General features: G+C 59.4%; 16 protein-coding genes and 1 pseudogene. 11 read left to right on the top strand and 6 right to left on the bottom strand.

What is annotated here, in order from left to right; translation table 11 throughout:
- Positions 1-2: 2 nt before the first annotated feature.
- The 5 genes and pseudogenes from phnE to AC3WMT_RS02190 form a co-directional block, all read right to left on the bottom strand.
- Positions 3-770 (bottom strand): phosphonate ABC transporter, permease protein PhnE, encoded by a 768-nt coding sequence (gene phnE, locus AC3WMT_RS02210; RefSeq protein WP_103302289.1) that lies wholly within the window; start codon positions 768-770, stop codon positions 3-5.
- On the bottom strand, positions 767-1,591 hold the full coding sequence (locus tag AC3WMT_RS02205; RefSeq protein WP_103302288.1) for a PhnE/PtxC family ABC transporter permease: 825 nt from the start codon (positions 1,589-1,591) through the stop codon (positions 767-769). Before AC3WMT_RS02205 ends, phnE begins: the two co-directional genes overlap by 4 nt.
- Positions 1,585-2,382 carry a phosphonate ABC transporter ATP-binding protein gene (locus AC3WMT_RS02200; RefSeq protein WP_103302287.1) on the bottom strand — a complete coding sequence of 266 codons (798 nt, stop codon included), beginning with the start codon at positions 2,380-2,382 and terminating at the stop codon, positions 1,585-1,587. Before AC3WMT_RS02200 ends, AC3WMT_RS02205 begins: the two co-directional genes overlap by 7 nt.
- Entirely contained in the window at positions 2,379-3,242 is an 864-nt protein-coding gene (locus AC3WMT_RS02195; protein WP_103302286.1) for a putative selenate ABC transporter substrate-binding protein, read from the bottom strand. The genes AC3WMT_RS02200 and AC3WMT_RS02195 overlap by 4 nt, the downstream gene beginning before the upstream one ends.
- A 167-nt stretch (positions 3,243-3,409) precedes the next feature.
- Positions 3,410-3,511 (bottom strand): annotated as a pseudogene (locus AC3WMT_RS02190) (RidA family protein); the annotation flags it as partial.
- 170 nt (positions 3,512-3,681) lie between these two features.
- Here AC3WMT_RS02190 and AC3WMT_RS02185 point away from each other — a divergent pair.
- Positions 3,682-4,842, top strand: a complete 1,161-nt coding sequence (locus tag AC3WMT_RS02185; RefSeq protein WP_103302285.1) for a radical SAM/SPASM domain-containing protein — start codon at positions 3,682-3,684, stop codon at positions 4,840-4,842.
- 7 nt (positions 4,843-4,849) lie between these two features.
- Here AC3WMT_RS02185 and AC3WMT_RS02180 read toward each other — a convergent pair whose 3' ends face one another.
- Positions 4,850-5,710 (bottom strand): LysR substrate-binding domain-containing protein, encoded by an 861-nt coding sequence (locus AC3WMT_RS02180; RefSeq protein WP_103302284.1) that lies wholly within the window; start codon positions 5,708-5,710, stop codon positions 4,850-4,852.
- 113 nt (positions 5,711-5,823) lie between these two features.
- Between AC3WMT_RS02180 and AC3WMT_RS02175 the strand changes: the two genes are divergently transcribed.
- The 10 genes from AC3WMT_RS02175 (at position 5,824) to AC3WMT_RS02130 (ending at position 20,922) form a co-directional block, all read left to right on the top strand.
- The gene (locus AC3WMT_RS02175; RefSeq protein ID WP_103302283.1) at positions 5,824-6,876 is read left to right on the top strand and encodes an agmatine deiminase family protein; all 1,053 of its coding nucleotides are present in this window, start codon (positions 5,824-5,826) and stop codon (positions 6,874-6,876) included.
- A 3-nt stretch (positions 6,877-6,879) separates the two neighbouring features.
- On the top strand, positions 6,880-7,788 hold the full coding sequence (gene aguB / locus AC3WMT_RS02170; protein ID WP_103302282.1) for an N-carbamoylputrescine amidase: 909 nt from the start codon (positions 6,880-6,882) through the stop codon (positions 7,786-7,788).
- Between the two features lie 2 nt (positions 7,789-7,790).
- Positions 7,791-8,894: an extracellular solute-binding protein gene (locus AC3WMT_RS02165; protein ID WP_103302281.1), complete on the top strand. Its 1,104-nt coding sequence runs from the start codon at positions 7,791-7,793 to the stop codon at positions 8,892-8,894.
- Between the two features lie 53 nt (positions 8,895-8,947).
- The gene (locus AC3WMT_RS02160) at positions 8,948-10,069 is read left to right on the top strand and encodes an agmatine deiminase family protein (protein ID WP_103302280.1); all 1,122 of its coding nucleotides are present in this window, start codon (positions 8,948-8,950) and stop codon (positions 10,067-10,069) included.
- 50 nt (positions 10,070-10,119) lie between these two features.
- On the top strand, positions 10,120-11,142 hold the full coding sequence (locus AC3WMT_RS02155) for a GlxA family transcriptional regulator (protein ID WP_103302279.1): 1,023 nt from the start codon (positions 10,120-10,122) through the stop codon (positions 11,140-11,142).
- Between the two features lie 462 nt (positions 11,143-11,604).
- The gene (locus AC3WMT_RS02150; protein WP_007918282.1) at positions 11,605-12,120 is read left to right on the top strand and encodes an Hcp family type VI secretion system effector; all 516 of its coding nucleotides are present in this window, start codon (positions 11,605-11,607) and stop codon (positions 12,118-12,120) included.
- 128 nt (positions 12,121-12,248) lie between these two features.
- Positions 12,249-15,173: a type VI secretion system Vgr family protein gene (locus AC3WMT_RS02145; protein ID WP_103302278.1), complete on the top strand. Its 2,925-nt coding sequence runs from the start codon at positions 12,249-12,251 to the stop codon at positions 15,171-15,173.
- On the top strand, positions 15,170-19,858 hold the full coding sequence (locus AC3WMT_RS02140) for an RHS repeat-associated core domain-containing protein (protein ID WP_103302277.1): 4,689 nt from the start codon (positions 15,170-15,172) through the stop codon (positions 19,856-19,858). Before AC3WMT_RS02145 ends, AC3WMT_RS02140 begins: the two co-directional genes overlap by 4 nt.
- Complete coding sequence (locus AC3WMT_RS02135) at positions 19,855-20,607, top strand: hypothetical protein (protein WP_103302276.1); 753 nt, start codon at positions 19,855-19,857, stop codon at positions 20,605-20,607. Before AC3WMT_RS02140 ends, AC3WMT_RS02135 begins: the two co-directional genes overlap by 4 nt.
- A 51-nt stretch (positions 20,608-20,658) precedes the next feature.
- The gene (locus AC3WMT_RS02130; RefSeq protein ID WP_011333757.1) at positions 20,659-20,922 is read left to right on the top strand and encodes a PAAR domain-containing protein; all 264 of its coding nucleotides are present in this window, start codon (positions 20,659-20,661) and stop codon (positions 20,920-20,922) included.
- Positions 20,923-21,016: the final 94 nt, after the last annotated feature.

Raw genomic sequence — 21,016 nt, 5'->3', positions numbered from 1 at the left:
GCCTACGCCTTGACCCAGCGCTGGCGGCTCCACGCACTCAACCAGTCGACCGCAAACACCAGCACCAGCATCGCCAGGATCACCGTGCTCGCCTGTGCTTCCTGAAACAGGCTCAGGCTCACATACAACATTTGCCCAAGTCCGCCAGCACCGACGAATCCCAATACGCTGGCCATGCGGATGTTGTTTTCCCAGCGATACAGAACGTAGGCGAGCAGTTGCGGGGCAAGGTTGGGCAGGGTGCCGTAGCAGAACGCGAGCATCGGGTTGCCGCCCTGCAAGCGGATCGCCTCGGCCGGTTGCGGCGGTGTGTTTTCCAGCGCTTCGGCGAACAACCGGCCAAGCACGCCAGTGGTATGCAGGGCGAGGGCGAGGGTGCCGGCGTTGGGGCCGAGGCCAGCGGCGAGCACCATCAGCGCCGCCCAGACCAGTTCCGGAATCGCCCGCAGACCGTTGAGCAACAGGCGCGCAGCACTGCGCAACGGCCAGCCGAAACGCCCGGCGGCAGGCAGGGCGAGGACGATGCCGAACAGCGCCGCGAGCAAAGTTCCCAAGGCTGACATGGCTAACGTTTCCATCGAGCCATGGACGATGGCTTTCAGGTAATTGGCGCTCAAGTCCGGGCTGAGAAAGCGCTGCACATACGCGCCCATCTGCTTGAGGCTGGTGGCACTGCCCAACTCGCCGAGATCGAGGCTCAGATAAGCGAACGAAGCAACAACCGCCAAAGCAATGCCGGCGATCAGCAACAGATTGATCAGACGATTCATGCCAGCCTCCAGCGCAGCAGACGGCTGAGTTGATCGGCCACCAATACCAACAGCAGGAAAGTCAGCAGAATGCTCGCCACTTCACCGCCGGCAAACATGCGGATCGACAGGTCGATCTGCTGGCCGAGGCCACCAGCACCGACAAAGCCCATCACCACCGAAGCGCGGATCGCACACTCCCAGCGATAGACCGTGTACGACAGTAGTTCACCGGCGACATTGGGCAGGATGCCGTAGGCAAAACTGGCCAGCCGACCACTGCCCGATTGCAGCAAGGCATGCGCCGGACGCTGGTCGGTGGATTCGAAAATTTCCGCGTAGACCTTGCCGAGCATGCCGCTGTAAGTGATGGCAATCGCCAGCACACCCGCCGCCGGCCCGAGGCCTACCGCGCGCACGAACAACAGCGCCCAGACGATCTCCGGCACGCTGCGCAGGAAAATCAACAAACCGCGCACCGGCCAGCGCAACAAGCGGCCGAGGCGGCTCGGCACCCCGCCGCGTGAAGCAGCGGACAGCGACAAGGCACGGCTCGCCAACAGGCCGGCGGGAACGGCCAACAGCAGCGCCAACGCCATGCCGGCGGTGGCGATTGCCAAAGTCTGCAAGGTGGCTTTGAACAGCAACTGCAGGAAAGCTTCATCGTGCGCAGGCGGCCAGAATTGCGCGACAAACCGGCCCATTTCATTCTGGCTGTCGGGCAGCAATACGCGCAGATCCAGTTCGCTGAGCTGGATTCCCGGCCACAGTAAAGCAATCGCCAACAGCGTCAGCAGCAAACGTGGCCAGGCGGCGGGATCGCGTGAATCGGCTCTCAGCATCGTGGGATCTGCACAGTCAAAGGCGCGAGCGCAACGGCTGGCGATTGCAGTTGTTCGTTGGCGTACAGCGCGTCGAGCATCGCTCGGCTGACTTGATCGGCAGGGCTGTCGAAGAGGATCTGCCCGTCACGCAAGCCGATGATGCGCGGGAAGTGCGACAGCGCCAGATCTACCGCGTGCAGGCTCGCCACCAGCGTGACGTTGTGTTCGCGGGCATGGCGCGACAGGATCGACAGGGTGTGCCCGGCCATCACCGGGTCCATCGCTGATACCGGCTCATCCGCCAGCAGAATTTCCGGCGCCTGATAAAGCACACGCGCAATGCCGACTCGCTGCAACTGACCGCCGGACAATTGCTGGCAATGGGCGAACAGTTTGTCGCCCAGATCAAGTCGCGCCAACGCCGCACGGGCACCGGGCACGTCCAGCGGATGCAGCAGGTTCAGCAGACTTTTGCCCAGACTCCATTGCCCGAGTTTGCCGGCCAGCACCGCCGTTACCACGCGCTGACGCAACGGCAGGGGCGGCGCCTGGTGCACCAGGCCGATCCGCGCACGCAGGCGTTGCCGCTTTTGAGCCGACAAGTGCCAGGCGCGCTCGCCCAGCACTTCCACCTCACCGCTGCTCGGCCGCAGAGCGGTGGCCATCAGATTGAGCAATGTCGATTTACCGGCCCCGGACGGGCCGATGATAGCGACCTGTTCGCCAACGCCAATCTGCAAGTCGATACCGCGAAGCGCATCGACCCCATTGGCGTGGCGCAGGCTGCATTGGTTAAGGCGAAGCGTCATTTCAGCAGGTCGGCAGCGCGGGCGGCTTCCTCGATGCCCTTGTAGTTGTCAGGCTTGGTGTCGATGAAGCGGGTCGCCGCTTGCAGATCGAGGATCTTCTTCTGCTCGGGGTTGGCCGGGTCGAGATCGAGGAAGGCTTTTTTGATCTTCGCCGCCAGTGCCGGATCGAGCGTGCCACGCACCGTCCAGTTGTAATCGAAGTAGGGCGGGGTGGTGGCGAAGACTTTGACCTTGTTGGTGTCGACCTTGCCGGCATCCACCAGTTTCTGCCAGACACTGGCGTTCAACACACCGGCATCGACCTTGCCGGCCTGCACCCAGGCCACGGTGGCGTCATGGGCGCCGGAGTAGGCGACGCGGCTGAAATACGCTTCAGGCTTGATGCCGTCATTTTTCAGCATGAAATAACGCGGCATCAGGCTGCCGGAAGTCGAGGAGACGGAACCAAAGGCGAAGGTCTTGCCTTTCAGGTCGGCAAGGCTTTTGACATTAGGGTCGGCGGTGATGAACTTGCTGGTGAACTGCGCATCCTGTTCACGCTGCACCAGCGGAATCACCGGGGTGGTGGCGTCAGTCTTCAAGCGTGCCTGAACAAAGGTGAAACCGCCCAGCCAGGCCATGTCGAGACGGTCGGTGGCCAGCGCTTCAACCACTGCCGGATAATCGGCCACCGGCACGAATTGCACTTTCATGCCCAATTGCTGCTCCAGATAAGCACCCAACGGCTCGAACTTGCGCAGCAATTCGGTCGGGGCTTCATCGGGAATTGCGCTGACTTTCAACACGTCAGCGGCGTGCGTCACCAGTGCGGATAGAGACAGGGCCAGACCGGCCGTCAGTGCCAGGGTTCGCTTGAGCATGGAGATCTCCGTTTCATGAGCGTCAATGTCGGTGCGCCTGTACTGAACAATCGGCGCAGGCGCAAAGTCAGGGTAGACGAAACGGCGAGGTTATACGCAGCCGGTGGCTCAAAGACCAGCTACGACGGCCGGTGATGTTTTACGCCACGTTTCTCCTGCGGGAGAGCTCAGTGTGTTTCGGGGACCATGGCTATCACCTTGATCTCGAAATCGAAGCCGTACAACCACGTCACGCCGACGGCGGTCACGGTCGGATGTGGCGCATCGCCTCAGGCCTGTGAGAGCAGTGTTTATCGATTGGGTGGTGAAGTTAATGGCGTAGAGAGTGACTGGTGCAGTTTTTGCTAGCTCGCTCCGAAGCCGTCAAATAACCAACACTGCTGGCGTCCCGCAGACCTGAGGCGTTGACCAGAAAAGCTCTGGGTTCAAGGAATTTCACATGAATATGTACATCGATATCGTCGGCGCCTGCAATCTGAGCTGCCCCTCTTGTCCGATGGGTAACTCGGAAAACCTCAACTACAAAAAAGCCATGCAGCTCGACATGTTCCGGGCGATCGTCGAGAAAGCCAAGCGTGAAGGCGTCAGCTCTATCTTTCTCTACAACTGGACTGAGCCTCTGGTGCATCCAAAGATCGGCGAGTTCATCGAGATCATCAATGCGGCGGGCATCAACAGTGGCGTCAGCACTAACCTGAACCTGGCCAAAAACATGGAAAAAGCCTTGTTGGCCGAGCCGGGTTTCTTTCGTATCTCGCTGTCAGGGTTTTACCAGGAGACCTACTCGAAGGGGCATGTCGGGGGGGATATCGAAGTTGTAAAACAGAACATGATCACCCTCAGTGAACTCGTGCAGCAGCATGGTCTGAATACCCGGATAGACGTTTATTACCATCGTTATCTGGACAACCTCGAAGAAGAAATGCTGATGCGCGAGTTCAGTGAGCGTCTCGGCTTCACATTCGGCACGGGTTATTCCGTGATGATGCCGCTGGAAAAAGTGCTGGCCATTGTCGAACACGATCCTTCGGTGACTGAAACCGACCACGAGACCTTGAAAAGGCTGGCATTGCCGCCTTACGATGATCTGGTCAATGTTGTGCAGAACTTCCACAAACAAGCGTGCACGCTCAAGGACAATTGGCTGGTGATCGACTGCAACGGCAATACAGTGCTGTGTTGCACGATCTTCAATCAAAGCGAATACCAGGTCGGCAAGTATCTCGACATCGCTGTCGACGAGTTGATGCAGCGTAAAAACACCCAGAAAAACTGCGTCGACATGTGTGATCGGTGCGTCAACAAAGGGATGCACATCTACGCGATGTATCCCGGCAAGGGCGCGCTTGAAAGTCATGCAATAAATCGCATGATCGATTTCCAGCAGCGCAGCATTGCGGGTTTGCCGATTGATAGCGAACAACTTGGCCGGGCCGGTGAAGTCAGTGCCGAAAACTTCGATGAAGCCCGATACCTTCAATTGAATGACGACGTCCGACAGGCCGTTCACAACGGCTCCTTCTCCAGTGGCTATCAGCACTACGTGCTGTTTGGACGCCTGGAAGAAAGAGTCGGTGCCGGTGCCTTTTCAGCCGTTTGATCGCCAGTCAGGCTGACTGCAGATGATCCGATAGCCACGCGGTAAAACGCTGGGCCAGCGGGTCATTTTCACTGTCACGGTGAGTCAGCAGTGCCCAGTTAGGCCCGCGAATGGTGTCCTCGACCAAGGGCAGCAACACGCCGTCAGCCCTTGCCTGCCGGCTGAGCAACTGACTCACCAGCGCGATACCGAGACCTGAACAAGCGGCATCGAGCAGCAATCCCGGATCGGAAAAATTCAGGCCCTGATCCTGCTGGCCGACATCGATTCCGGCCTCTACTGCCCAATGGCTCCAGTCCATTTCCCGCTCACCATGCAATGTGGTGCGTTGCGCGGCAGGCAGCTCCAACACGCTTGGATGGCACGCCGGATAAAGACGATCGGCATACAGCACTTTGAAGCTGCACTCCGCCTGCGAACTGATGTCGTCGCGTACCGCCAGATCGATGGTCTGCGTGGTCATGTCCGGCACTTCATCGGTACTGAAGATCCACAGATCGACCTGCGGATGCTCCCGGCGAAACGCCCCCAGTCGCGGCAACAGCCAATGCCGGGCGAACGCCGGTGTGGTGTTGAGCACCAGTTGATTGGGCTTCTGATACTGCCCGAGACGACGAATCCCGACCGCCAATTGCTGCAGCATCGCCTGCGTGGTGCTGAGCAAATCATTGCCGGCATCGGTGAGCGCCACGCTGCGACCGTTGCGGAAAAACAGCGGTTGTTCCAGATACGTCTCCAGGCTGCGGATCTGCTGGCTGATCGCCGACTGCGTGAGGTGCAACTCGTCGGCAGCCTTGTGAAAACTGCCCAGCCGGGCGGCGGCTTCAAAGCCGCGCAGCGAGCTGAGTGGGGGCCAGTGCTTGAGCATGATCGATAAGTTCCTCTAATCAGTTGTGCGCTAAATCCATCGTTTGTTCGCTGTTTTTATGGCCCGTAGCATAGGCGCCATTGAACACAACAGCTTAACTCACGAGGCTTATCATGCAGCACAACGATATTAAAAACAGCGGTTGGATGATGCCGGCCGAATGGGTGGCGCACGCGGCGACGTGGATGGTCTGGCCACATAACGAGGCCCTTTGGCAATCCGCGTGGGGCGTCACCTTACCGTTGGTGCAGCAGGATTTTGCCGGCGTGGCCAATGCCATCGCCCGCTTCGAACCGGTAAAAATGGTCGTCGATCCCTCGGCTATCGCCAGTGCCAAAGCCCTGTGCGGGCCGAACGTCGAGTTGATCCCCTTGGCGGTCAACGACAGCTGGTTCCGTGACTCAGGCCCAAGCTTTATCTGCCACCCGCAATTTGGGCTGGCCGGTGTCAGCTGGCGCTTCAATGCCTGGGGCGGCAAGTCGGCGCATGATCTGGATGAAAGCGTGGCACGGCGTGCGCTCAATCACTTGGGCCTGGAGTGCTTCGGCACGCCGCTGAGCAACGAAGGCGGGGCGATTCATGTCGACGGCGAAGGCACGCTGATCACCACCGAATCGGTGCTGCTCAACCCCAATCGCAACCCGGGCATGAGCAAAGCCGAGATGGAAGAAATCTTCAGCCGCCTGCTCGGCGTGAAGAAAACCATCTGGCTGCCGGGCGATCCGGACTATGTCACTGGCGACGTGACCGACGGCCATGTCGACGGCGTGTGTGCCTTCGCCCGTCCGGGTGTGCTGCTGGTGGATGCGACCCATGACCAAAGCTCTGTGTATGCCGAAGTGGCCCGGGAAAACCGCCGCGCACTGGAACTGGCGACTGATGCCCTGGGCCGTAAATTCGAGCTGATCGAACTGTTCGAAGCCTCCGAGGCGGTCGACACCGAGGCCGAAGTGTTCTGCGCGTCGTACACCAATTTCTACATCGCCAACGGCGCGATCATCATGCCGGCCTACGGTATCGAGGCCGACCACGTTGCGGCGAAAGTACTGAAGCAAGCCTTCCCCGGTCGTGAAGTGGTGCCGGTGCGGATCAATAATCTGGCCCATGGCGGTGGCGGTGTGCATTGCATCACCCAGCAGCAGCCAGCCTGGCCTCTGGAGGCGTGAACGATGACGCTACTGACCATCGCCACAACCCAGATGCCGTGCACCTGGGATTTACCCGGCAATCTTGATCAGGCGGAACGTCTGGTGCGGGAAGCTGCGGGGAAGGGCGCGCAAGTCATCCTGTTGCAGGAACTGTTCGCCACGCCGTACTTCTGCATCGAACAAAACCATAAACACATGGCGCTGGCCGAGGAGTATCGCGACAGCCGCGTGCTGGATCGCTTCGCCGCACTGGCCCGGGAGCTGGGCGTGGTGTTGCCGCTGAGCTGGTTCGAGAAGGCCGGTAATGCCTACTTCAATTCGCTAAGCGTGGCCGATGCTGACGGGCGCCTGTTGGGGGTGTATCGCAAGACCCACATCCCCAACGCCATCGGCTATCAGGAAAAGGAATATTTCAGCCCCGGCGACACCGGTTTCAAAGTCTGGGACACCGCGTTTGGCCGCCTCGGCGTCGGCATCTGTTGGGATCAGTGGTTCCCGGAAACGGCGCGGTGCCTGGCGTTGATGGGTGCGGAAGTCTTGCTCTACCCGACGGCTATCGGCTCTGAACCGGGCTGCGCGACGCTGGATTCCCGCGACCATTGGCAGATGACCATGCGCGGCCACGCCGCCGCCAACTTGCTGCCGGTGGTGGCATCGAATCGAGTTGGCCGAGAAGTCGCGACGACCGATCCGAGCCTGCAAATGAGCTTCTACGGCTCATCGTTCATCAGCGATCACAAGGGCCAATTGTTCGCCACAGCCGACCGCGACAGCGCCGGCGTGCTGCTGCACAGCGTCGATCTGGCCGCGATGCGCGAAGAGCGTTTGAACTGGGGCATCTACCGCGATCGTCGCCCGGACATGTACGGGCCGCTGCTGAGTCTGGACGGTCGTCACCTCCATGCACGCTGGAACACTCAAGGGGTTTGATTATGGTTACCCACCACAAACGCTGGCTCGGCGCGATAGGCCTGGCACTGACCTGCTTCATGCCGTCACTGCATGCCGAAGACAAGACCCTGCGGCTGTACAACTGGGCCGATTATTTCGCCGAAGACACCCTGAGCCGTTTCACCGCCGAAACCGGGATCAAGGTGATCTACGACGTTCTCGATGGCAGCGAAACGCTAGAGGCGAAGATGCTGTCCGGCGGCAGCGGTTACGACCTGATCTTCCCCGGCGACACCGTGGCCGAGCGCCTCGTGCGCGCCGGCAGCCTGATGCCGCTGGATCAAGCGAAGCTGACGGCAATGGATGACATCGAGCCCGGTTTGCAGAAACTGCGCAGCCACTACGAGCACTCGCAAAAAGCCACGGTGCCGTACACCTGGGGCACCATCGGCCTGACCTACAACGAGGCGCAGATCAAACAGCGCATGGCCGATGCGCCGGTCAACAGTCTGGACATGCTGTTCAAACCGGAACTGGCGGCCAAATTCGCCAACTGCGGGATCTCGGTGATCGACTCGCCGGACGAAGTGCTCGCCGTCGTGCTCAATTACCTAGGCCGCGATCCGCGCAGCGCCAAACCGGCGGATCTGGCGGCAGCGAGTGATTTGCTGATGAAACTGCGGCCGTACATTCGCAAGTTCCAGTCGCAACCGGTGACCGATCTGGTCAATGGCAATCTGTGCCTGTCCCTCGGTTACAGCGGCGACATGACCCAGGCGCAACGCACCTCGGACAGCGCCGGCAAGCACACCAAATTTCAGTATCGAGTGCCGCGTGAGGGCACGACGATCTGGATGGACACCATGGCCATTCCCGTGGACGCCCGACACCCGGAATACGCCTATGCGTTCATCAATTTCGTCATGCGCCCGGAGAACATGGCGGCGATTAGCAATGCCACCGGTTACCCGACATCCAGCGCCAAGGCGCGGGCAAGTGTCGATGCGGTGATGCGCGACAACCCGGACATCTACCTCGACGAAGCGACCTATGCTCGGTTGATTACCGGCATGGACATTTCCCAGGCCGACATGCGAGCGCGTATGCGCACCTGGACCAAATTCAAAACCGCCACCCGCCAATGATTCACGGCCGGCGAGCAAGCGCCGGCCTTCACCGATATTCAGGAAACGTGCACATGACGACTCGTCGCGATTTCATCAAACAGGCCTCGGTGGTTGCCGGTGTCAGTGCAGTAGTGATGGGCCTCGGCCTGTCGCCACGCACCGTACTCGCGGCTGAGCAGGGCCGCTGGTTCATGCCCGACGAGGGCGATAAACACGAGCGCGCCTACATCGCCTTCGGCGCACAGGATGCAATCTGGGAGGACTTCACCGAGGATGTCCAGGAAGCCCTCGGCCGCGTCGCCCGCGCCATCGCCCGGTTTGAACCGGTCACCGTGTTCTGCCGCAAGAACGAGCGCAGCCTCGCCGAAGAATTCTGCGGCACACGCAACATCACTTATGTCACCGCTGCACTCGATGACATCTGGATGCGCGACATCAGCGCCAATTTCGTCATCGACGACAAGGGCGGGCTCGGTGCCGTGGATTTCAACTTCAGCGGCTGGGGCAACAAACAGCAGCACAGCAAAGACGCGAAAATCGCCCGACTTGTGGCCGACGATGCGCAAGCGACCTATCAGCGCAGCGAACTGGTGGCCGAGGGCGGCGGCATCGAAGTCGATGGCCACGGCACCGGGATCATGACCGAGAGCAGCTGGATCAACAGCAACCGTAACCCGGACTGGAGCAAGGCTGACGTCGAGGCTGAATTGAAGGAACGTCTGGGCCTGCGCAAAATCATCTGGCTGCCGGGGATCAAGAACAAAGACATCACCGATGCCCACGTCGATTTCTATGCGCGCTTTATAAAGCCCGGCGTGGTGCTCGCCAACCTCGACACCGACCCTGAATCCTATGATCGCAAGGTCACTGAGGCGCACCTGGAAATCCTCAAGAACGCCACCGATGCTGACGGGCGCAAATTGCAGATTCATACGATTTCGCCGCCACTCAAGCCGCGCAAAAGCAAGTTCAACAAGGACAATGCGGATTTCGCCGCCGGGTACATCAATTACTTCGTGATCAATGGCGCGATCATCGCGCCGGAATTCGGCGACAAAGCGGCGGACAAAAAGGCGTTTGACCTGTTGTCCGAGCTGTATCCGCAGCGTGAAATTGTCCAACTCAACATCGATGCAATCGCGGCTGGAGGCGGCGGAATTCACTGCGTGACCAGCCATCAACCGCAGGCGTGATTGACTCTTTGTTCGATCAGGCCAACTATCGGCGGATAACAACATGACCGATGGACCCGACCTTGATCGAACGACGCCAATTCAGCGGAGGCATGAAGGGGAAAAACCTCCGCTATCTGAATGAGCAATCCGCTGACACCCGCATGACCCGCACCGGTTTCCTGCTGCTCGAACACTTTTCGCTGCCGGCCTTTACTCAGGCGCTGGACACGATCATCACCGCCAATCTGTTGCGGGCAGAGCTGTTTGCTTCGCGTACGTTCGGATTGGGTGAGGGTGAGGTGGTCAGTGATCTGGGTTTGGTCATTCGCCCGGATGCACGGATTGATCTGGCGGCGCTGGATAATCTGGATTTGCTGGTGGTGTGCGGTGGTTATCGAACCGAGCTGAAGGCAACGGATGAGTTGACCAGCCTGTTGCGGGCGGCAGCGGAGCGGGGCGTTTCCCTCGCCGGTTTGTGGAACGGCGCGTGGTTTCTCGGACGCGCCGGATTGCTTGACGGTTACCGCTGCGCGATTCACCCGGAACATCGCCCGGCCCTGACTGAAATTGCCAAGTCCACTCAGGTCAGCAGCGAGCCTTACGTGATCGATCGCGACCGGCTCACGGCCTCGAGTCCGTCCGGGGCGTTCCACATGGCGCTCGACTGGATCAAGAGCTTGCACGGCAAGGCGTTGGTCGAAGGTATCGAAGACATTCTGGCGTTTGAAGAGTCGCGGTATCGGCGGATCAAACCGGATGAAAACATCTGCGTCAGTGCGCCGTTGCGTGAAGTGGTGAAGTTGATGGATGCCAACCTTGAGGAGCCGCTGGAGCTGGAGCAACTGGCGGTTTACGCCGGCCGATCCCGCCGGCAGTTGGAGCGTCTGTTCAAGGAGCAACTCGGCACTACACCGCAGCGCTATTACCTGGAGCTGCGCATCACTGAAGCGCGGCGGTTGCTGCAACACACTGAGCTTTCACAAGTGGAAGTGCTAGTAGCGTGCGGCTTTGTTTCTCCAAGCCATTTCAGCAAATGCTACAGCTCATATTTCGGCTACCGACCCTCCAAAGAAAAACGACTAGTCAAATAACACCAGCCGTTTTTTCTAACCTGAGTTCCACCCGATATCACACGTCGGCGTACCTCCCCCATACACCACGGTCAGTCCCCTCTCCCTCTGGGAGAGGGCTAGGGTGAGGGGCTCTCCATTACGCACCACAGAATTCAGGCTCAACCAAATAGTGGCCTCACACCAATGTGCGCAACTTCTTGCGCACTCGAATGTGGATAACCATGTGGACACATCTCTCCAGGCCACGTAATCCGTTCTGTACAGACGAGTGCGCAACTTCTTGCACACCACTGCGCAAGAAGTTGCGCACTTTTCTTTGTTTATTTTGGTTTAAACGACGTAGGAATGCGCTGGGTCTAGCTCAAAGCATTGATCCGAAAGGGGTTCGAAATATCTGGCATGAAGTTTGATAGCTCATCGCCACTCTGACCGGCAATGGTGCCTGTCGAGTAAGTCTTTTTGAGCAAGGAGAGCACCCCCATGGCAACACCAGCGTACATGTCGGTTACCGGCGAAAAACAAGGCCTGATCACTGCCGGCGCCTTCACCGCCGACTCCGTTGGCAACACCTACCAGGAAGGCCACGAAGACCAGGTCATGGTTCAGGCATTCACCCACGACGTGATCATCCCGCGTGACCCGCAATCCGGTCAGCCAACCGGTCAACGCGTGCACAAACCAGTCGTGATCACCAAAGTCTACGACAAGGCTTCGCCTCTGCTGCAAGCCGCTCTGACCTCGGGCGAGCGCATGAGCGAAATCGTTATTCAGTGGTACCGCACTTCGGCTCAAGGCACCCAAGAGCACTACTACACCACCAAACTGGAAGACGCGATCATCGTCGCCATCAACAACAAAATGCACAACTGCCAGGACCCGGGCAACTCGCACTTCACCCACCTGGAAGAAGTGCAGTTCACCTACCGCAAAATCACCTGGACCCACGAAGTATCTGGTACTTCGGGTTCCGATGACTGGCGTGCTCCAGTCGTTTAATTACGGCTGATTGTTGTACCGCCCCGGGCCGGCATGACCGGTCGGGGCGGACTCACTACTAAAGAATTTTTGCCAATAGCCCTTCAACGGGCTGTTGCGCGTCGCAGCACTGCGCGAGGGACAAGGGAATGTTCTCACCGGCCAATCAGCCTCATTTCAATCTGACCGTCGATGGCATCGACAGCGATTTTCAGGTGCTGTCCTTCACCGGTCGTGAGGCACTCAACACGCCGTTCGAATTCGAGCTGGAACTGGTCAGCGAAAAGGCTTCGATCAACCTCGAAAGCGTGCTGCACAAACTGGCGTTTCTTCAGCTGTCGCCGAGCGGCACGGGTATTCACGGGCTGGTCTACAGCATCGCCCAGGGCGAGGCGGGCAAGCGCCTGACGCGCTACAAGATCTCCCTGCGCCCGCAACTGGCGTACCTCGCGCACCGGGTCAACCAGCGCATTTTCCAGCAGATGACCGTGCAGCAGATCATCAGTCAGGTGCTGGAAGAGCACGGCATCCTCGCCAGCGATTACCATTTCCAGCTGAGCGCGATTTACCCCGAGCGTATCTACTGCGTGCAATACGACGAGTCGGACCTCGACTTCATCCAGCGTCTGTGCGAGGAGGAGGGGATTCACTACCACTTCCAGCACACCGCCAGCGGCCACAAACTGACCTTCGGCGATGACCAGACGGTGTTCCCGAAACTGGCGCCGGTGGCTTATCAGCAGGACTCCGGACTGGTCGCCGACAAACCGGTGGTCAAGCGTTTCGGGCTGCGTCTGGCGACCCGTACCAGTCGCACCACGCGGCGCGATTACGACTTCGTCAAACCGAAGATCGAGCTGGAAAGCGACGCCAAAAGCAGCGCCCAACCGGACCTCGAAGATTACGATTACCCGGGCCGTTTCGTCGACCGCGAGCGTGGCAAGCACCTGGCCAATCGCGCACTGGAACGCCATCGCAGCGACTATCGTCTGGCCGAGGGCAACAGCGACCAGCCGATCCTCGTCAGCGGGCATTTCCTCGCCCTGACCGAGCACGCCAACCCGACGTGGAACGACCTCTGGCTGCTCACCGAAATCTTCCACGAAGGCAAACAGCCGCAGGTGCTGGAAGAGTCGGTGACCAGCGACACCACCGACAACAAGGACGATTTCCACCAGGGCTACCGCAACCGTTTCAGCGCGATCCCGTGGGACGTGCCTTACCGTCCGCCGCTCGATCACCCGAAACCGAAAGTCCTCGGCACGCAAAGCGCCGTGGTCTGCGGCCCCGAAGGTGAAGAGATCTACTGCGACCAGTATGGCCGGGTGAAGGTGCAGTTCTTCTGGGACCGCGAAGGCAAGCACGACGACATGACCAGTTGCTGGATGCGCGTGGCGTCGAGCTGGGCGGCCGAGACCTTCGGTTCCATCAACATTCCGCGAGTCGGCATGGAAGTGTTGATCACCTTCCTGGAAGGAGATCCCGACCAGCCGCTGATCACCGGTTGCCTGTACCACGGCGCCAACCTGCCGCCGTACAAACTGCCGGACTTCAAGACCTTGGCCACGGTCAAGAGCAAGGAATACAAGGGCAGCCGCGCCAACGAATTACGCATCGACGACACCACCAGCGAGATCAGTATTGCGCTGCGCAGTGACCACGGTGCGAGCGCGATCAACCTTGGTTACCTGACCCATCCGCGCCCGAGCGGTGGTCAGCCGCGCGGCGAGGGGTTTGAGTTAAGAACCGACCGCCATGGTGCGGTGCGTGCCGGTGCCGGTCTGCTGATCACCACCGAGCCGCGCCCGAACGAATCCAAACACCACAAGGACTTGCCGGAAACCGCAGAGCGTCTCGCCACGGCCAGCGATCAGCAGGACGGTTTTGCGGTGCAAGCCAAGGAGCTTCAAGCTCAGGAAGCCGGCGATCAGGACGACGTGGCCAAGGCGCTGCACGCCCAGCATCAAGGCGTGCTCGGCTCAGGTCCTGCGAACATGACCGCCAACGAATTCCCCGAATTCACCGAGCCGCATCTAGTCCTCGCCAGCCCGGCCGGCATCGCCCTGACCACGCCGCGTTCCAGCCACATCGCCACCGGCGAACACTTGGCGCTGAGCAGCACCGGCCACACCAGTCTGTCGATCGGCAAACGCCTGCTCGCCAGTGCCAGCCGTGGCATGCGCCTGTTCGTGCAGAGCATGGGCTGGCGGCTGGTCGCAGCCTCCGGCGACATCGATGTGCGGGCACTCAAGGACAGCATCAACCTGCTGGCCAAGCTCAACATCACCGCTAACGCCGACCGCATCACCATCACCGCGAAAACCGAACTGGTGATTCAGGGCGGCGGCAGCGCCACGACCTACAACGCCGGCGGCATCACCCACGCCACCAGCGGTCCGTACACCGCGCATGCGGCGAACTTCGCCTACACCGGGGCGAAAAGTCTGGCCGGGGTATTCCCGGAACCGCCGAAACCGGGCAAGGGCAATCTGGAGTTATTCAACCAGTACGCCGGGCGTCAGGGCATCAAGGAAGGCGATTACGAAGTCATCGACGCACTGGGCAAAAGCATCAAGGGCAAGCTCGACGGCAAAGGTTTCGCCAGCGTCGCCGGTGCCGCACCGGGACCGGCGCGCGTGCTGTTCGGCAAGGACCCGGCGGACACCTGGAGCGATGGCAGCTACATCGGCAAGCCGGAATGGCCGTTGAACCCGCTGGGGCCTGAAGAGGTGCCGAGTCAGGTCCAGGCGATGGTCGCGCAAGTGTTGCCGAGCAAGAGTTGGGACCTGTTGGAGAAGGGCAAAGACATGGCGCAAACAGGGATGAGCGCAATGCAGACGGCGCAAGGTGCGATGCAAACGGCACAGCAAGTGAAAGGTGCGGTGCAGGGCGGGGTGGCGGGGTTGCCGAAACTGGCAAGCGCTGCCATGCCGAGCGCTTCGGGGATTTTGGGGGCGGCGAGCAAGGCGGGCAAGTTGCCGAGTCTGCCATCGGTATCGTTACCCAAAACCTCGATAAAAACGCCGGACCTGGGCTCGGTCTCCAGTCTGCTGCCAGGTGAGGTGCTGTCATGACCACACCCACGCCTGCTGTCGAGAAAAAGCGCGAACCGCAAGTGGCGGTGGTACCGCTCAACACCATCGATATCAAGGATGTCGGGCGTGGTGCGGCAAAATTCGATGCCTGGCTGCAATCCATCAGTGGCGGCGTCGTGACGCTTGATCGAGTCAAGAATGTTGCGGGTGCCTTGCCGGTGGTGGGCAACATCATGGCGTTGGTCGATGCGCTCGGCGACATTGTCACTTTGGCCAAAAGCAAACAGCGTCAGGTACTGGACTGGGTCAGTCTGGGCATTAACCTGATCGGTGTGCTACCGGCACCGCCGACGATGGCTTCAGCGCGAATGACCTTGCGCCCGACACTGTCCCTGGTCCGTCAGGAGTTGCGTAACAGCGCCAAGATGTTGCTGGGGGACTCGCTGATTGAAGTCCTGATCGGGCACTTGAATGCGACCATCGTTGGTACGATCGATGACTTCGTGGAAAAGGCCAAGCCCAAGCTGGCGAGCATACTTGACGACGCCGGCGAGCTTGGCCAAAGAGCCGTAAACGAGATTGCCAAGGGTCTGGAAACCGTGGTCAACGGCAAGCTCGATGCCAAAGGCGACATGAAGGCTGCGAGTGCCAAAATGAGTGCCGCCGGTGGACAATTGCTGCATGACCCGAAGGCCGCCATCGGCAATATATTTGGTGCGGCGTTCAGCGCCTATAAGGCCGCGGGTAAAGGCGTCGCCAACAGTGCCGCGAAGAATCTGCTGCCGGACAGTGCCAAGGCTTTAGTACTGAGCAACACCTCCATGCTGCGCACGCTGGGCGTGGAGTTGCGCACGCAAATGAAAAAGCTCGGTGATCCCGGCGTCCAGCATTCCATCGGCTGGTTGCTGCAGATGTTGGCGGGCGCCGTGGTCACCTGGCGCAAGCGTCGAGCTCACGGTCAGGGCACTTCAGTCAAACCGAACGCGACCAGTCAGGCGCGGCATCAGGCGGGTGAGGGGCGACTGGAGTCGACCAGCCTTCAGGCGCCCGCCACCGCGCACTGCAACGCCTGTAAGAATGGCGTCGCCGCGACCACCACTCGCAGTATCAGTTTTGCCTTGGGTTCGGAAACGTTCAGTCATACCGATTTCAGCCTGCCTGGCCCATTCCCGATTGAATGGATTCGCACCTATAGCTCCCGACTCGACGCTTACGATCAAAGCGAGTTGGGCGCGCGCTGGGTCACCGAGTTCACTGCGCGTTTCGATTGTGTCGATGACGGCCTTGCCTACCACGCCGCTGACGGTCGGATTCACGCATACCCGCTCCCCAAACCGGGGGAATTTCACCATGACGCCATCGAAGACGTTACCGTCGTTCGCGCGTCTGAAAACCAGATCGTCTTGTGCCGTGGTATCGAACGCCGGGAAACCTACGTGCGGCGAGGTCAGCGATACCTGTTGAGCGGTGTGGTGTTGCGCAACGGCGCGGGGATCATGCTGCACTACGAACACCGGCACGGCGACTTGTCAGTGTTGTCGGACCTGATCACTTATCAAGATGACATCACCAAAGTCCATCGGCATCTGGGCACCATGATCGATGACCAGGGCCGTTTGTCCGGGCTATGGGAAATTTGTGAGGGTGTGCCGCAGCGTCAGCTTTGCGCCTACCAATATGACGCCAATGGCGATCTTACTCAGGCGCAGGACGAGAACGGCGCGATCAGATCGTACGAGTACCAGTCTCACCTCATTACACGATATGCCGACCGCACCGGTCGCGGCATGAATCTGCAGTGGAACGGCCACGGTGCGGACGCCAAAGCAATTCGCGAGTGGGCGGATGACGGTAGCTTCGATACACGCCTTGAGTGGGACGAAAACATTCGTCTGACCTATGTGACCGATGCGCTTGGCAACGAGACGTGGCACTACTACGACATTCTTGGCTACACGTATCGCATTCGCCATCCGGACGAGCGTTCGGAGTGGTTCTTCCGTGATGAAGCCAAGAATGTCTTGCGCCACGTTCACCCTGACGGAACCGCCGATCTTTACAGTTACGACGAGCGTGGCAACCGGGTTGAACATATCCGCCCGGATGATTCGGTGGAGCATTACGCCTACGACGATCAAGACCAACTGATCAAGATCATGGACGCGGAAGGCGGAGTCTGGCTGCGTGCCTATGACGATCGCGGCAATCTTGTCGAAGCGGTCGATCCGCTGGGTAACAAGACGGAATACGCCTACAGCCCGTCCGGCCAACCCGTTGCCATCAAGGACGCAATCGGCAATGAAAAAACCCTTGAATACAACGACGCCGATCAACTGATCAAGTACACCGACTGCTCCGGGAAAACCAGTACCTGGGATTACAACGAGCGCGGTCAGATGTGCTGCTTTACCGATGCGGCCGGACAAAGCACCGAGTATTTCTACCAGGCCGGGCAGTTGGTGCTGATCAAGCATCCGGACCAGACCGAAGAGCGTTTTGAGCGTGATGCCGAAGGGCGCTTGCTGGCCCATGTCGATGCGCTGGAGCGTTGCACAACCTGGCAATACACCGCCGCCGGCCTGATTGCGCAAAGAGTGGATGCGGCCGAGCAGACGTTACGATATCGCTGGGATCGCATGGGCCGCTTGCTGACCCTGGAAAACGAGAATGAGCGGGGCGCCCATTTTCGCTATGACCCGATCGGTCGGCTGCTTGAGGAAAGCGGCTTTGACGGGCGCGTGACGCGCTACCGCTATGACCCGGAAACGGGGCGGCTGGCGGACATCATCAACGGCAGTCGACGCATTGGTGTCAGTTTCGACCCGATGGGGCGTCTGATCGAGCGCAGTGCCTATCTGGGGGATCAGTCTCAGAGCGAATCGTACGCGTATGACGGTAACGGCAATTTGACCATGGCCTGTAATGACCAGAGTCGCTTGCAGTGGTTCTACGACCCGGCTACCAATCTGGTGCGTGAGCACCAGCATTACCTGGGGCTGGAAACTTCGGCGGTTGCGCTCTGGCAGCATGAATACGATGCCCTCAACCAGCGTATTGCCACGGTTCGCCCGGACGGGCATCGGGTCAGTTGGTTAACCTACGGCAGCGGCCATCTGCTCGGGATGCGGGTGGATGAGCAGGAACTGGTCGGGTACGAACGCGACGACTTGCATCGCGAGGTCGCCCGTCATCAGGGCAACCGGCTGCTGCAAACGCAGAAATGGGACCCGGTCGGACGGTTGCAGGAGCAATTGCTCGTGCGCTCTGATGACAAGTCCACGCTGCTCAAGCGCCAGTACACCTTTGATGCCGTCGGCCAACTGACCGACATCAATGACAGTCGCCGTGGTGCGTTGAGCTACCGATATGACCCTGTCGGCAGACTGCTGGTCGCTGCCAGTCGTCTGGGCATCGAAACCTTTGCCTTTGATCCGGCCGGTAACCTGCTGGACGAACAGGTCAACGAAATACGCCGGCCGCTTGATCAGGACGCCTCGCGCCACAAGGTGCTGGATAACCTGCTGCGCGAATACGCCGGAACGCATTATGAATACGACGAGCGTGGTAACCAGACAGTGCGCTGGCACGATGGCAATCGCGCCTGTTTGCAATGGGACCTCTTCGACCGGTTAGTGCATTTCGAAGATAAACATCTGGCGGTGGATTTCGCCTATGACGCATTGGGAAGGCGTCTGCATAAAAACTCCCGGGCGCATTACACCGCGCGTCCGGAAGCCGGCTCGCAGTGGAACCGTCACGAACAGGCGCGTAAACAACGCGAGTTCGACTGTGGATTCACGCTTTACGGCTGGGACGGTGACAACCTCGCCTGGGAAAGCAGCCCCGCCGACCTTGAGGGCGGCACCGGGCGCACGGTGCACTATATCTACGAGCCGGGCTCCTTTGTTCCAGTGGCACAGGCCCTTCGACACGCCCCCATCAACCTCATGGAGGTGCCTGAGTACCATGGCGATTACAGCCTAGACGAGGATCCGTTGTGGAATCATCAGCCGCGCGTAGAACCCTTCGATGCGGTGCTCTGGTACCAGTGTGATCACTTGGGTACACCGCAGGAGTTGACCGACGAGAGCGGCAATATTGCCTGGAGTGCTCAGTACAAAGCGTGGGGTGTGGCAAGCGAAGAGTACTCGCCATGGGCGCAGCGGCAAGGTGTGCGCAATCCCATTCGTTTTCAAGGGCAGTACCACGACGTTGAAACCGGGCTGCATTACAACCGCTATCGATATTACGATCCGGGCATTGGACGGTTCATCAGTCAGGATCCGATCGGCTATCGCGGTGGGGTCAATCTCTATTGCTACGCGCCGAACCCGGTGGGATGGACGGACCCTTTCGGGCTCAAGAAACAACCGATACGAGTCGTTAACGGTTGTCCAATCGTCGGCACTGGGCAAAAGACCGGCGGCGTCGGTCATGCCGAACAATCCGAGGCCATTGCCGAGGAGATGGCGAAAAGCGGTGACTATCAGAAAGTCGGTGTTGATGTCGCCGTTAAAACGGTGACGGGTGTGCCGACAGATCCTCGAACACGTCCTGACGTGACGGGCTTGCGTCATGACGGTACGGTGGACATAGTTGAAGTGCCGTCACCAACTGACAACTCCGACAAACTCAAAGCCAAAGGTCAAAAGACCCTGGCTGCGCTGGGATCTCGTGCCGGTGGATACTCAGCAACTCCAAAAACCAAGAGAGCCTCGAAATGAGTCAACCGTACAACTTCCTCGTAGCCCATCTGAAAAAGGATGGTCTGGTACAACTGCCTGCCGTCAGCGCCTCGTTAAGGGAGTGGTTTGGGCAGTTGGGAGTGGACGTTGATCGCTTCGGCAGCAACAAGTCCGGGAAGGTCGTCAAGTTCTCCGAGAAAAGTTATGAAAAGAGCCTGCTGGCCTCCGAGTCCGGAGGAGTAATGCTTTATTCCGAGCGAATCTGGCCAAAGGATGAATGCGACGAATCGATGAATTGTAATGTCAGTGCCATTTTCCTGCGCAGCAATGGTTTGCTCTTGAGCGTCGCTGACGAGGTCATGAGTCTCGATCAACTGATCGAATCGTTCTGGCGACTGGAGGGCTTTGCCGAGCTCTTTGAATACCTGTATGCCTATCAGGAAACCCAGGGTTACGGAACCGGGTTTGGCCTGGGTTTTTACACCCCGGACGAGTCGCATCCTTTGATGTGGAAGGGACGCAGCCAGGTCGGCAAATGGGCAGCGGCCACTCGAAACGCAGTCGATGTTCACTACATCAGGGATGTTTTTGAATACAACGCGTTCAGTGAGGAAAAACTCAATGCCTTGCCGGCGCAAAAGCAAAGCGCACTGGAATCGGTGATGGATCGATTCGGTGAGCGCCAACTGCAAAACGGTTGGAATGTGTGGCGCGTGACTGGCGCCGATCAGCAAGACGCCAGAAAAGAGCTGATTGCCAGCGATGTACTTGCCGCCTTCGTTTCTTGATGTTGATGTCGCAGTAGCGGCAACCAGCTTGCCCGTCAAAGGAGTGACACCATGAAAGACGCAATTCGCCTCGGCGACTCCACCACCCACGGTGGCAAAGTCCTCGAAGCCTTCTCCCGGACCGACCTCAACGGCAAGCCGATTGCCGGGGTCGGTCACAAGGTCAGTTGCCCGTTGTGCAAAGGGATATTCCCGATTGCCGAGGGCAGCAGCACCTACACCGTCGATGGCACGCCCATCGCCCTCGACGGCATGAAAACCGCTTGCGGGGCCGCGTTGATTGCCAGTGGCCCGAAAGGGGCTGTCGTCAGCTAATCCGGATTTTTTCTTTGATGCGTGCCTCAGAGAGGCGGCTTTTTGTCGCCTCTCGTTGAAGCCTTGACCTTGTTTCCTCCAGACCCGGGCCTTT

The sequence above is a fragment of the Pseudomonas sp. FW305-7 genome (assembly GCF_058786735.1).
Note: the sequence above shows the minus strand (reverse complement) of the source record. Positions and strands in the feature narration are given on the sequence as shown.